The 13,231-nt window shown below is 67.9% G+C and carries 11 protein-coding genes; 9 read left to right on the top strand and 2 right to left on the bottom strand.

The annotated features are described in order from the left end of the window. Positions 1–221 precede the first annotated feature (221 nt). A complete protein-coding gene (locus D3H34_RS28090; protein ID WP_119557842.1) occupies positions 222–431 on the bottom strand; it encodes a hypothetical protein in 210 nt (69 codons plus the stop codon). A gap of 234 nt (positions 432–665) precedes the next feature. Here D3H34_RS28090 and D3H34_RS28085 point away from each other — a divergent pair, with 234 nt between their 5' ends. Continuing rightward, entirely contained in the window at positions 666–1,358 is a 693-nt protein-coding gene (locus D3H34_RS28085; protein WP_286186346.1) for a hypothetical protein, read from the top strand. A gap of 124 nt (positions 1,359–1,482) precedes the next feature. Here D3H34_RS28085 and D3H34_RS28080 read toward each other — a convergent pair whose 3' ends face one another. Further along, positions 1,483–2,502: an AEC family transporter gene (locus tag D3H34_RS28080; protein WP_119557838.1), complete on the bottom strand. Its 1,020-nt coding sequence runs from the start codon at positions 2,500–2,502 to the stop codon at positions 1,483–1,485. A gap of 142 nt (positions 2,503–2,644) precedes the next feature. Here D3H34_RS28080 and D3H34_RS28075 point away from each other — a divergent pair, with 142 nt between their 5' ends. The 8 genes from D3H34_RS28075 (at position 2,645) to D3H34_RS28040 (ending at position 13,056) form a co-directional block, all read left to right on the top strand. Next, entirely contained in the window at positions 2,645–4,741 is a 2,097-nt protein-coding gene (locus tag D3H34_RS28075) for an ATP-dependent helicase (protein WP_119557837.1), read from the top strand. After that, positions 4,738–5,217, top strand: coding sequence for a hypothetical protein (locus tag D3H34_RS28070; RefSeq protein WP_119557836.1), 480 nt, complete (start codon positions 4,738–4,740; stop codon positions 5,215–5,217). The genes D3H34_RS28075 and D3H34_RS28070 overlap by 4 nt, the downstream gene beginning before the upstream one ends. Then, positions 5,214–6,404 carry a phospholipase A gene (locus D3H34_RS28065; protein ID WP_119557835.1) on the top strand — a complete coding sequence of 397 codons (1,191 nt, stop codon included), beginning with the start codon at positions 5,214–5,216 and terminating at the stop codon, positions 6,402–6,404. Before D3H34_RS28070 ends, D3H34_RS28065 begins: the two co-directional genes overlap by 4 nt. Before the next feature lie 37 nt (positions 6,405–6,441). Beyond that, positions 6,442–7,299, top strand: coding sequence for an NAD(+) synthase (gene nadE / locus D3H34_RS28060; protein ID WP_119557834.1), 858 nt, complete (start codon positions 6,442–6,444; stop codon positions 7,297–7,299). A 168-nt stretch (positions 7,300–7,467) separates the two neighbouring features. Beyond that, positions 7,468–8,205 carry a response regulator gene (locus D3H34_RS28055; RefSeq protein ID WP_119557833.1) on the top strand — a complete coding sequence of 246 codons (738 nt, stop codon included), beginning with the start codon at positions 7,468–7,470 and terminating at the stop codon, positions 8,203–8,205. A gap of 24 nt (positions 8,206–8,229) precedes the next feature. Continuing rightward, a complete protein-coding gene (locus tag D3H34_RS28050) occupies positions 8,230–10,866 on the top strand; it encodes a hybrid sensor histidine kinase/response regulator (RefSeq protein WP_147400501.1) in 2,637 nt (878 codons plus the stop codon). A gap of 262 nt (positions 10,867–11,128) precedes the next feature. Next, positions 11,129–12,097: a helix-turn-helix domain-containing protein gene (locus D3H34_RS28045; RefSeq protein ID WP_119557831.1), complete on the top strand. Its 969-nt coding sequence runs from the start codon at positions 11,129–11,131 to the stop codon at positions 12,095–12,097. A gap of 206 nt (positions 12,098–12,303) precedes the next feature. Continuing rightward, complete coding sequence (locus D3H34_RS28040; RefSeq protein ID WP_119557830.1) at positions 12,304–13,056, top strand: winged helix-turn-helix domain-containing protein; 753 nt, start codon at positions 12,304–12,306, stop codon at positions 13,054–13,056. The last annotated feature ends 175 nt before the right edge of the window (positions 13,057–13,231 follow it).

Genomic DNA, 13,231 nt, shown 5'->3' with positions numbered 1-13,231 from the left:
CCGCCCCCACCGCCGCAGGCAACAAGCACAGCCAGCGGAACGGCCAGCAGCAGGAGACGGGTGAAGCGAAAGCGAAGCGGGAAAAGGGGCACGGCGACAGTCCTGGTGGGCGCTGGGTGGGCGATAGGGCGCCGCCATCCTAGGAAGCCTCGCGTCGTCGCGCATTGGACCAAAGTCCTAGACGCGGCCCATTCGCACCGGGCCAGCCGTCGGTCGTCTTTTCAGTGGTAGCCGGTGGGCTCCTTGCCCATGTCGACGTAGCGCAGCTCGTTGTGGCGCCGCCGCGCGACGCTGGTCGGCCAGGCGAACACGACCAGGCTCAGCGCGGCAAGCGCGAGCGCCGCCCCCGTGCCGAGCGTGCCGGCGTGCCAGAACCAGCCTACCGCTGCAAGCCATGCCAACCACATCAGGATGCGAACCAGTATTGCCATCGAGCGCCCCATTCACACCTTGGACTCGAATCCACTGTAGCAGCGCATTTGCATACGCAAGCATTCATCAGAGGAGATAACGCACGCTATGCCTTAAGGCATGCCCTGGGATTACCCCGAAATAATCTGCAAAAAGAGTTGACGGTACCCCTCGCCTTGCACAAGCTGTGCCTGTGCGGTTCCATCGCTGGGTCCGCGTTGTTTCGTGCCCGCTCGCTTGACGCAAAGGTCGCCGTGAAATCGTCGTCTCTTCTGGCTGGGGTCGTTGCTGTCGCCGTGTCGCTCTCGTGCCTTGCCGTCGCGGGGTCCGCGGGCGCGGCGGAGCTCGAACTGCAGGGTCGGCGGCTGGTGGTGTCGGGCACGCTCGACGGCAGCAAGGTCAAGGCCTTCACCGAGCACCTGGGCAGCGGCGCGGTGCGCGTCGTGGTGTTCGAAGACTCGTTCGGCGGCACCGCCGAAGCCGCTGGCGCCTATGCCGACGCGATCCGCGAGAGCGGCGTGCAGACCGAGGTGCGCGGCCATTGCATGGCCGCCTGCGCCTACGCCTTCCTGGCCGGCAAGACGCACCGTTTCGGGCGCGGCCTGCAGGTCAACGGCATCCTGCTGCCGGTGGCGGCCCGTCCCACCGCCGCCGAGCTGGCGGTGCGCTGGCGCGGCGAGGAAGCCCGCAAGACACTGGCCGATTTCACGCCCGCGCCTGGCGCCACCGATGCGGCTGCAGCGCGCCCGATCGAAACCAGCGTCACCGCCCCCGCGCCCAAGGACAACTGGCAGCCGGACCACGGTGTGCTCTTCACGGCCAGCCCGACGCTGTTCGGCCGCATCTACAACACCTACTACTGCGACGGCACGCAGGGCCGCGACTTTTCGAAGTGCGAGCGGCTCTCGGACGCCGACCCGTACAAGCTCGGCGTCTTGACGGAATAACCCCCAGTCTTCGCGCACTTCGTGTCGCTTCGCCAACCCCCTGGCAGGGGCAACACCTGCGGCCCGGCAAAGCCGGTTCCGCGGTGTTCGCTGTGAAAAAACCCCAGCGGTCCGCTCCGCTCAGTCAGCGCAGTGCGCCGACCGCCAGCGGAAAGGTGAAGAACGCCGCCACCGTCGTCCACAAAATAATGCGTGCGATGCGGCCGTTGTCGGCCCCGAAACGCTCGGCCAGCATCGACACGTTGCTCGCGCTCGGCAGCGCAGCGACCAGCACGATCACCGCCAGCGCCGAGGGCGCGAGCGGCAGCCCGAGCGCGATGGCGCCGCGCCCCAACGCCCAGACCGCCAGCGGGTGCAGCACCAGCTTCACCAGCACCACGGGCAGCACATCGGCCAGCGGGGCCTTCGGCGCGGGCCCGGCGCCGGTGCCCATCGCCGCCGCCACCATGGCGCTGGCGCCGTGCTCGCGGGCCAGCAGCGCCGAGCGCGCCAGCACCGCGCCGATGGTGAACAGCGCCACGGGCGAAGCCGCATCGGCCAGCATGGCGATGGTGCGTTCGACCGGCCCGGGCAGTTGCCAGCGCATCGCCGACAACAGCACACCCAACAGGATCGACCACGGCATCGGGTTCACCAAGATGCCGCGCAGCGCCTTGCGTGCGGCCAGCGTGGCGCCATGCCGACCCGCGCTGCCGGCCCCGTCGAGCCGCGACAGCGCAATGCACAGCGACGAAGTCACGACCAGGTCGAATGCGATGGTGATGATGATCGGCCCGGCCGCCTGTGCGCCCAGCAGTGCCACCAGCAACGGCACGCCCATGAAGCCGGTGTTCGGAAAGGCCGCCACCAGCGCGCCGAAGGCGGCGTCGTTCCAGCCGATGCGTGCGTTGCGTGTGAACAGCACGACGCCCGCCACCACGGCCAGCGCGCAGATGCCCCAAATCAGTGCAACGCTGCCGTCCAGCAACTGCGCGATGGGCGTGCCCGCACCGAAGCGCAGCAGCATGCAGGGCAGCGCGAAATACAGCACGAAGGTGTTGAGCCCCGGAATCGCCTCCAGCGGCAGGACGCGGGTGCGGGCGGCGGCGTAGCCGGCCGCGATCAGCGCGAAGAAAGGAAAGGTAACAAGGAAAACAGGCAGCACGCCGGCATTGTCGTCCTCCTTCGGCGCGCGATGCCCGCTGACACGGCGGGCCGGACCCGGCCCCGTATCATTGCCCGCTTTGCGACGGCCGCGCCCTGCGGCCTCCTTCCGCTTTCCCGTCTTTCCGCTCTTCTCCTCCCCCATGTCCCACGGTCTCAATCTCGCGCAGCAAGAAGCGGTCAACTACATGCACGGTCCCTGTCTGGTGCTCGCGGGCGCAGGCTCGGGCAAGACGCGCGTGATCACGCACAAGATCGGCCGGCTGATCCAGGCGGGCCTGAAGCCCGAGCGCATCGCGGCCATCACCTTCACGAACAAGGCCGCCGCCGAAATGCGCGAGCGCGCGAAGGACCTGATCGGCCGCGACGCGCGCAAGGTGGTGGTGTGCACCTTCCACGCGCTGGGCGTGCGCATGATGCGAGAAGACGGCCACGTGCTGGGCCTGAAGAAGGCCTTCAGCATCCTGGACAGCGACGACGTCACGAAGATCCTGAGAGACTGCGGCGGCTCCGTCGACATCGCCACCGCCCGCATCTGGCAGTGGACGATCAGCAAGTGGAAGAACATGGGCCTGAACGCCGCGCAGGCCGCGGCCGCGGCGGTGGACGACAACGAGCGCATCACGGCCGAGATCATGGTCCAGTACGAAGAGCGGCTGCTGGCCTACCAGAGCGTGGACTTCGACGACCTCATCGGCATGCCGCTGAAGCTGCTGTACGACTTTCCCGAGGTGCGCGCCAAGTGGCAGGCCATGCTGGGCCACATCCTGGTGGACGAATACCAGGACACCAACGCCACGCAGTACGAGGTGCTCAAGGCGCTGGCCGGCGAGCGCGGGCAGTTCACCGCCGTGGGCGACGACGACCAGTCGATCTACGGCTGGCGCGGCGCCACGCTGGACAACCTGAAGAAGCTGCCGGTCGACTACCCGACGCTCAAGGTCATCAAGCTGGAGCAGAACTACCGCTCCACCAGTGCCATTCTTCGTGCGGCCAACAACGTGATCGGCCCCAACCCCAAGCTGTTTCCGAAGACGCTGTTCTCCGAACTCGGCGAAGGCGAGCCGGTGCGCATCGTCGATGCCGACACCGAGCTGCACGAGGCCGAGCGCACGGTGGCGCGCATCATCAGCCTGCGCGCGGGCGACACCGTGTCGCAGGGCAAGCAGTACAAGGAGTTCCGCGACTTCGCCATCCTGTACCGCGCCAACCACCAGGCCCGCATCTTCGAGCAGGCACTGCGCAAGGCGCAGATTCCGTACAAGGTGTCGGGCGGCCAGAGCTTCTTCGACCGTGCCGAGATCAAGGACCTGTGCGGGTGGTTTCGCCTCTGGATCAACAACGACGACGATCCGGCGTTCCTGCGCGCCATCACCACGCCCAAGCGCGGCATCGGCCACACCACGCTGGCCAGCCTGGGCAGCTTCGCGAGCCAGTACAAGTTGAGCCTGTTCGCGGCGCTGTTCAGCCCCTCGCTGCCGAGCGTGATTCCCAAGCGCACGCTCGAGGGCGTGCACGAGTTCGGGCGCTACATCAACGATCTGGAGTACCGCGCGCGCCGCACCATCGGCGCGCAGGCCTCGCGCGAGTTCATGCTCGAATGGCTCAAGGAGATCGACTACGAGCGTCATCTCTACGAAGGCGAGGACAGCGAAGCCGCGGCCGCCACGCGCTGGAGCAACGTGCTGGAGTTCATCGACTGGATGTCGCAGCGCGCCGGCGGTGCGCTCGACGACACCTCGGGCGCCGACGACTCCAACCCGAACGAGCACAAGAGCCTGCTCGAGGTGGCGCAGACCATCTCGCTGCTGTCGACCATCAGCGAACGCGAGCAGGACCAGAACGTGGTCACGCTCTCCACGCTGCATGCGTCCAAGGGCCTCGAATGGCCGCACGTGATGCTCATCGGCGTGACCGAGGGCCTGCTGCCCTTCAAGCTCGACGACGACAACGGCCGCCAGAAGGTGGTGAGTGACGAGACGCTGCAGCGCCTGCAGGAAGAGCGGCGCCTGATGTACGTGGGCATCACCCGCGCGCAGCGCAGCCTGGCCGTGAGCTGGACCAAGAAGCGCAAGCAGGGTCGCGACATGGTGCCCTGCATGCCGAGCCGCTTCATCGACGAGATGGGACTGGACAAGACCACGACCAAGGAAGACCCGCGCGAGAAGCTGAAGGCGCTGCGCGCCGAGTTCGCGCGCAAGGCACAAGACAGTGCGGCCAAGGCCGCCGCGGCGCAATGAAGACGAAAACGAAGGCAGCGACGATCGCAACCGCGCTGCTCGCCGCCACGCTGCTGGCCGGTTGTGCAGCCCCGCGCCACGACCCCAACTGCCCCGCGGACGCACGCGACCTGCCGCTGCAGGCGCTGTACGGCCAGTGGGAAGCCCGCTTCGACGACCTGCCCGGTACAGCGGGCACGGCCGTCGTGCAGCTCGGCAAGCACCCCGAGTACGCCGGCGTGCGCGGCACCATCACGCGACGCGGCGACACCTCGGCGAAGACGACCGTCGCGCAGCTCGCGGGCGATGTGGACGACGAGGGCGCACTGTCCATCGACGAATCGCTGGACGGCCGCGCCATCAGCGGCGTCTGGTCGGGCACGCTGCAACCCGGCGCCTGCGGCCGCGAGTTCCGCGGCACGTGGCGCGATGCCGCGACCGAGCGCACGCACCCGTTCGTGCTGCGCAAGACCGTCGCACAGGAAGGAAAGCCATGAAGACGACACGACGACACCCTGCCTCTTTCTTCACGCCGCGCACCGTCGCTGCCGTGGCCGCGTGCCTCGGCGCCGTGGCCGGCGTGACCGGTGCGCACGCACAGGCCGTCGACAAGCCGGCAAGCCCGCTGGCCGACGCACAGCTCACCTGGCAGCAATGCGCCGCGCTCGGCGCGAACAACGAAGCGCGCCTGGCCTGCTACGACCGCTGGTCGCAGCAACAGACGCTGCCCTCGGTGTCGGTGCCCGTCGCGCCGCCGGTGCTCGCGACCACGCAGCCCCCCGTGGACGGCGCCATTCCAGCCACGCGCGTGGTGAGCGTCGCCACCACCGAAGGCTGCCGCGACCGCCAGTACTCGTCGCTCTCGCGCTTCTGGGAACTCGAGAACGCCACCGACTGCGGTACCTTCGGTTTCCGCGGCTACCGTCCGCTCTACGTCGCGGCCTCGGCTGCCACCGACAAGCCGCAGCCGCCCACCTCGCCGTCGGCCGGCCACACGGCCGACCCGGTGGCCTACCAGGCCAACGAGATGCGCATCGGCCTGTCGGTGCGCACCAAGCTCGCGCAGGGCATGCTCACGCAGAACGACCCGGTCAAGAAGGACTCGCTGTGGTTCGCCTACTCGCAGCAGTCGACGTGGCAGCTGTTCAACGGTGCGATCTCGCGGCCGTTCCGCACCACCGACCACGAGCCCGAGCTGATGTATGTCTACCCGACCGACTTCAAGCTGCCCGGCGGATGGCGCTGGCGCTATTCGGGCGTGGGCATCGTGCACCAGTCGAACGGCCAGAGCCTGCCGCTGTCGCGCAGTTGGAACCGCATCTACCTGATGGGCGGCGCCGAACTCGACGACCGCTTCACCATCACCGGCCGCATCTGGAAGCGCATGTCGGAAAGCGCCGCGAAGGACGACAACCCCGACATCGCCGACTACATCGGCCGCGCCGAAGTCACGGGCCGCTGGAACCTCAACCGCGACAACCAGCTGGGCATCACGGTGCGCAACAACCTGCGCGACAGCGGCCGCGGCTCGGTGCGCCTCGAATGGCTGAAGGCCATCGGCGACCCGACCAAGAGCAACCTGCGCTTCCACACGCAGCTGTTCCATGGCTACGGCGACACGCTGGTGGACTACAACCGCAAGCGCACCGTGCTGAGCATCGGTCTCAGCCTTGTGGATTTCTGATCTTCCTTCTCACATCCAGCACACCCAGGCCCTACAGATGAGCGCAGACCTCAGCCCCGTCGATGCCACGCAGCGCGAGATCATCGCGGCCCTGCACGTGGCGCCCGTGTTCGATGCCGCCGCCGAACTCGCGCGGCGCACGGACTTCCTCGCCGACTACCTGCGCAGCACCGGCCTGAAGACGCTGGTGCTGGGCATCAGCGGCGGTGTCGATTCGCTGACCGCCGGCTGCCTCGCGCAGCGCGCGGTCGAGAAGCTGCGCGCCGAAGGCCGCGACGCCACCTTCATCGCGATGCGCCTGCCCTACGGCGTGCAGCGCGACGAAGCCGAAGCGCAGGCCGGGCTGGCCGTGATCCGCCCCGACCGCCTGCTGACGGTGGACATCCGCCCCGCCGCCGATGCGATGCTGGCCGCGCTGCACGCCGGCGGGCAGGTCTTTCGCGACGCGGCGCACGAAGACTTCGTGCTCGGCAACATCAAGGCGCGCCAGCGCATGATTGCGCAGTTCGCGGTGGCCGGCGCGCATGACGGCCTCGTGATCGGCACCGACCACGCGGCCGAAGCGCTCATGGGTTTCTTCACCAAGTTCGGCGACGGCGCGGCCGACGTGACGCCGCTCACCGGCCTCAACAAGCGCCGCGTGCGCGCGGTGGCGCAACTGCTCGGCGCGCCCGATGCGCTGGTCTACAAGGTGCCGACCGCCGACCTCGAATCGCTGGTGCCGGGCAAGCCCGACGAAGACGCCTTCGGCGTGAGCTACGAGCAGATCGACGATTTCCTCGAAGGCAAGCCGGTCTCGGCTGCCGCGCGCGCCGTGATTCTGTCGACACACCGCAAGAGCGCCCACAAGCGGGCACTGCCGGTCGAGCCGCCGGCACCCGGCCCGGTGCGCTGAAACTGAGCGAAGTGCGGCCGCCGACGCACATGTAAATTGAAAATGGAATTAAGTCTCGAAAAAGAAAACTGCAGACGACCGATGTAACCATTTAGCGTCAATTGGTGAGGATACGTCTGTAAAAATTCCGAATGGCCGGGGCGCGATGTCCCGCTTTTTGGAATTTCCATGCTTGATGTAGTGAAGCCCGAAATCCTCGTGGTCGACGACGATCCCGAGGTCTGCGAGACGCTGGTCGACCTGCTGGAAGCCTCGGGCTTTCGCGCCCAGGCCGTGCCGGACGGCTTGACGATGGCAGCCCGCCTCGACCAGCGCGCCTTCTCGCTCGTGATCATCGACCTGCGGCTGAAGAAGGAAGACGGCATCGAGCTCGCGCGCCAGCTGCGCACGCGCTCGCGCATTCCCATCATCATCCTCACCGGCCAGGGCACGGCCGCCGATCGCATCCTGGGCCTTGAAACCGCCGTCGACGACTTCGTCGCCAAGCCGTTCGACAACCGTGAACTGGTCGCGCGCATCCGCGCGCTGCTGCGCCGCGCGGCCGAAAGCGGCATGCCGCGCTCGCTGCGCACCGACCGCCTGAGCCACGAGCGCTACCTGTTCGGCGACTGGACGCTCAATATCACCGCCCGCGAGCTGCGCCAGCGCGACGGCACGCCCCGCGAGCTGACCCACGGCGAGTTCGCCTTGCTCGAGGTCTTCGTGCTGCACGCGAACCGGGTCATCGATCGCGAGCAATTGCTGCTCAAGACACGCAGCGCCCAGTCGGATGCGGTGAGCCGCACGATCGACGTGCTGGTGTCCCGGCTGCGCCGCAAGATCGAGGACGACCCGGACAACCCCCGCTTCATCTGCACCGAACGCGGCGCGGGCTACCGCTTTGCCGCGAATGTGGTTCGCTGCTGACCGGCCGCGGTGCGGGCCGACGCCGTGAATCACGCGCCTCGGCACCCGGCGGGCGCCCGCCGCTACCACCGGGCATGCAACCTGCGCAACCGGTGGAGCTTCACCTTCGGGGCGCTGGCCATTGCGCTGATCGTGCTCGCCGCCGTGGCCATGGTGGCGCTGTTCAACGCCAAGACCGCGGTCCGGGGTTTCGACGAGCGGATCCTGCCGTCGGTCGCCAAGTCGCTCGGGTTGTCGAAGCGGGTGACGGACCTCGCAGCGGCAGCACCCTATGTGGCGGAAATCAGCGACCTGGCACGGCTCGAGCGGGAACAGTCGACGCTGCGCCAGCGCCAGCAAGAGCTGCGCGCACGCGCAGCGCAGTTGCCGCCGGACAGCGAAACGGCCACCGGCGTGATCCAGATCCTGGGCACCATGCAGACGACGCTGGACGACCTGATCGAATTCAAGCGCCAGGATCTCGCCCTGCGACAAGAGGGCCGCGAACGCATCCAGGTGCTGGACCAGCTCGAGGACCAGGTCGCTCGCATGCCGGCGCTGTCGCGCAAGGAAGCCGACCATCTGCTGCAGATGCTGCGTGTGGCCCTGTACGCCCACAACGTGACCGACCTGACCGACGCCGAGCAGATCTATCGCGCGCAACTGCAGTCCGCCCCGACGCAGCGCATCAATGCGCGAATGCGTGCACAGATCGCCGCCGAGGCCGACAACATCTTCGCGCTGCGCAAGCAACACCTGTCACTGCGCGATCGCAAGAACGTCCTGCTCACCTCGATGCGCCAGCTGTCGGAAGAGCTCACGCGTTCGGTCGATCGGCACGTCGAGTCACTCAGCAGCGAGGTGTCGTCGATCGAGCATACGGTCGGCCTCGTCGTCCGCTCGGGGCTGATCGCGGTCGTGGTTGCGCTACTGGTCGCCGCCGCCGCGCTCGCCCTCGGGTTCTGGAACCTGCAGGCATCGTTGCGCGACCTGACCCGCGTGACCGCCGCGATCACCGAGTTGTCGCACGGCAACGCGATGGCGCCACCCGACGTCCCGGACTCGATCGCGCCCCGCGACGACGAGGTCGGCGCACTCGTCAACGCGTTCAACGTGTTCCGCGAGAACACGCTGTCGATGCGCCGTATGGGCGCGGACATCTCGGAGCAGCGACGGCTGCTTCGCACGGTGCTCGACAGCATCGACGACGGCCTCGGGGCATTCGACGCCGAAGGCCGGCTCGTGGCCTGGAACCCTCGGTTCGCCGCCCTGCTGCATCTTCCCTCGCAGGCGGTGCATACGGGCGCCACCCTCGAGACGCTGCGCGACGCGCTGCCGCCCATGGCCGATGGCCGCCCTGCCGTCGAGCTGCTGGGCGCCCCCGATGCACAGCAGCGGCGGCGCGCAGACCTCCTGCTCGACAACGGCCAGGTGCTGGCCGTGCGCAACCATCCGATGCCGGCCGGCGGCTTCGTCGCGCTGTACAGCGACCAGAGCGAAAGCCGCGCGCTCGAACGGCAGGTGCGGCAGACCCAGAAGATGGAAGTGCTGGGCCAGCTCACCGGCGGCGTCGCGCACGACTTCAACAACCTGCTCGCGGCGGTCTTCAGCAACCTGCAGCTGCTGCAATCGCGCGACGACCTGTCGCCCGACATGCGCCGGATCGTGGACCGCGCGCTGCGAGCTTCGGAGCGCGGGGCGGCACTCACCGCGCGATTGCTGGCCTTTGCGAGGCGGCAGACGCTGCACGCCGAAGTGCTCGACGTCGACCAGATGCTCACCGGCCTGCAGGATCTCATCGAATACTCGCTGGGGCAGGACATCCGCGTCGCGCTCGACCTGCAAGCCGGCGGCGCCACCGTGCTGGCCGACGGCGGGCAGCTCGAGAACGCAATCCTCAACCTCGCCTTGAACGGCGGTGCCGCGATGCCCCGGGGCGGCGTGCTCACACTGCACAGCGCGCGGCACGTGGCTGTGCCCGGTACGGCGACCCACGCTGCTCGCGGCGCGATGGTGGAAATCCGCGTCAGCGACACGGGCGCCGGCATGCCGCCGAGCGTGCTGGAGCACATCTTCGAGCCCTTCTTCTCGACCAAGAAGAACGAGGGCAGCGGACTCGGCCTGAGCATCGTCTACGGCTTCGTCAAGCAGTCCGGGGGCGACATCCGTGTGGAAAGCACCCTGGGGCAGGGCACGTCCTTCGCGCTGGTGCTGCCCGAAGCCAGTCCCGCCACGGCCATGCAGGCGCCTTCGCCGCAGCCCGATGCATCGTCGTTGGCACAGCTGCGCGTCCTGCTGGTGGACGACGATGCCGATGTCCGCGAAGCCACCCACGACCTCCTGAAGGAACGCGGTGCGCAGGTGCACGCTGTCGCCTCCTCGGCCGAGGCGGCAGCCGCGCTCGAGGCCCACGCGTTCGACCTGGTCCTGTCGGATGTCAGCCTGGGGCCGGGCGGCGACGGCCTGCAGCTGATGCACGAGGTGCGCCGACGCCATCCCGACGCCGCCGTGGTGATGGTCTCGGGCCTCCCCAGCGACCTGCTCGCGCGCCGCTATGCGGTGCCACCGCACGCGCGGATTCTGCGCAAGCCCTTTCTGGCGGCCGACCTGGTCCACGCCATGGAGCAGGCGTTGGCGCAGCACCGCGCTGACGCAACGCCCTCTCTCGCGCGCTCTGCCTGAGCCGTCGCCCTTCCTGCGCCTTTCGCCACAGAGGACCGCGCCCGCGCGGAACATTCGTTTGCATTGCAGCGTGTTTCGCCTTTGGCTTGAATTGTTCACTTTTCGTTTACGGAACCCCGCCCCAATAGCGTCTTGAGGACCTGCCGTTTGCCACCGTGTGGCAACAGGGCCCGCCACCCGACTCAAGACATGCGAAGGAGGAGCGTCCGATGCCAGGACCGGAGACCAGGAGCGCGCGGCGTGCTGCCGTGCGGCGCTCGTCATGAAGATGGCGATGTCGCCCGGGGAGCGCCTTGAACCCGCGCCTTCCGACCCGCGCGGCTTCCTGCACTGCGCCCGGCATGCCAGCCCGTCGACGTCGGAACACTGGCGCGCTCACGACGCGTACGAGTTGCATCTGGTCATGGACACCAGGGGCTGGTCATTCGTCGGTGACCACGTCGGGCGCTTCGAGCCCGGCCACCTGGTGCTCACCGGACCCGGGCTGCCGCACAACTGGGTCTCGCAGAACCTGCCGCCCGAGGGTGTGGCGCTGCGCAGCCAGACACTCCGGTTCGCGGAAGCCCCGCTGCGCAAGGGCATGCAGCTGTTCAGCGAACTCCAGGAAGCGGCCCCCCTGCTGGAGAAGGCCCGTTACGGCGTCGAGTTCCTTGGCATCAGCGAGAGCGTGCGAGCGCACTTCGAACGCATCCGGTGCTGCGAGGGGCTGCAGCGCTTCGCCGAGTTCCTGCGCCTCTTGAGCCGGCTTGCACGGTGCAGGGACCGCCGGGTGCTCTCCTCGGGTTGGTTGCCGGTCACGGGGCGTCCAGAAACGGTGGCTGCGATCCACAAGGCCATGGCCTACATCCGGCTGCACCTCGACCAGCCGCTGTCGGCCCCCGGCGTCTGCGAGCACGCGGGCATCCGCCAGGGCAGTTTCTCCCGAGTGTTCAGGCAGTCCACAGGCATTTCATTCACCGATGCCGTGACCCGGCTGCGCATCGGCAAGGCGTGCCAACTGCTCATGGAAACCGACATGCAGATCTGGCGCATCTGCTGCGCCGCGGGGTTCAACAACCTTGCGAACTTCAACCGACGCTTTCTGAAGGTCAAGGGCATGACGCCCAAGGCCTATCGCCTGCAGGCAGCCATGCGCCACTGCCAGAGCCGGACCTTGGCGGTCTCGCGCCTGGACATGGAAGGCATCGGCGTCGATGCGCCGGCAGCCGCCGGGATGCAGCGTCGGCCATAGGCGACGGGCACCCGCGCCATCGATACCAGCCACTGGTCAAGGGAGCATCACCCAGCCACAGGAACAGTTCAAGAAATGCATGGCCGCTGGCCAGACTCCAAACACTTCGCGCACCGCGGAAACAGCCCGGCTCCTGGCGAGTCGATTCAAGTTCGTTGGCCTGCTCCGCCGTGAGTTCTCGCCGTCCTTTGAAATTGATCCATCACATGAACCTCGAGGGAAAACTCTCCCTGGCCCTGCTGGACAACAGCACCGCGCGCAGCACGCTGCTCCAGGAGCGTCTGCGCACCATGGGCCACAGGCCCGCGATGTTTTGCAACATCGGCGAACTGCTGTCCACCTTGAGCCGCGGCACCCGCTTCGACCTCCTGCTGGCCGCGCCGGAGGCCATGGGCAGCGAGAGCCTGCTCACCGTGTGCTGGGTGCTGGGCATGCCGGCCGTGCCCATCACCGCGCAGGGCGAACCGGGCGTCGTCGCGCTGCCCTCCTACTTCGAAGACATGCCCTTGCCGGGCACCCATACCAGCTTCGACCTGCGTCGCATTTCGAACGAGGCACTGGTGAAGCACATGCACACGCTCTACACCGAGCAGGACGCAGAAGCGTCCATGCGCCAGGCCGCCTCGGACCGCTGGACCTGGGGCCAATACCACTTCGTCGAGGGCAGCAACATCGTGGTGCATCGCGACCGCGAGATCGCACTCCAGCCGCGGCAGTTCTCCTTCGCGCTGGAGCTGTTCCGCAACCTCGGCAACGTGCTGACGCGCTCCTGGCTCATGAGTTCGGTGTGGAAGCTCCCGCCCCAGCGCGCCGAGACACGTTCGCTCGACGCCTGCGCCACGAACGTCCGGCGCAAGCTGTCGCTGCAGCGGGACAACGGATTCGTGCTGCGCGCGGTCTATGGGCAGGGCTATCAGCTGGTGTCCATCGGCACGTCAGCGACGCCATACCCGACGTAGGCACCGGGGCTGCGTGCGATGGCGCGCATCGCGCGTCAAGAAAAAGAAAAGGCGACTTCTCCGGAACGTCGCCTTTCTTTTTTTGAAAGAGACCTGCGCGGTCATCGGGCGCACTGTCGGCCAAGGACGACATCGCGGCGCGTCGTCTGTCCTCAAGACTTTCCCGCCTCACGGT

The sequence above is a fragment of the Acidovorax cavernicola genome (genome assembly GCF_003581445.1).
This window is presented reverse-complemented; position numbering and strand designations above follow the sequence as displayed.

Coding starts and splice junctions, on each gene's coding strand:
- D3H34_RS28075 (WP_119557837.1), top strand. CDS start 2,645: ATGTCCCACGGTCTCAATCTCGCGCAGCAAGAAGCGGTCAACTACATG.
- D3H34_RS28065 (WP_119557835.1), top strand. CDS start 5,214: ATGAAGACGACACGACGACACCCTGCCTCTTTCTTCACGCCGCGCACC.
- D3H34_RS28090 (WP_119557842.1), bottom strand. CDS start 431: ATGGCAATACTGGTTCGCATCCTGATGTGGTTGGCATGGCTTGCAGCG.
- nadE (WP_119557834.1), top strand. CDS start 6,442: ATGAGCGCAGACCTCAGCCCCGTCGATGCCACGCAGCGCGAGATCATC.
- D3H34_RS28055 (WP_119557833.1), top strand. CDS start 7,468: ATGCTTGATGTAGTGAAGCCCGAAATCCTCGTGGTCGACGACGATCCC.
- D3H34_RS28040 (WP_119557830.1), top strand. CDS start 12,304: ATGAACCTCGAGGGAAAACTCTCCCTGGCCCTGCTGGACAACAGCACC.
- D3H34_RS28045 (WP_119557831.1), top strand. CDS start 11,129: ATGAAGATGGCGATGTCGCCCGGGGAGCGCCTTGAACCCGCGCCTTCC.
- D3H34_RS28070 (WP_119557836.1), top strand. CDS start 4,738: ATGAAGACGAAAACGAAGGCAGCGACGATCGCAACCGCGCTGCTCGCC.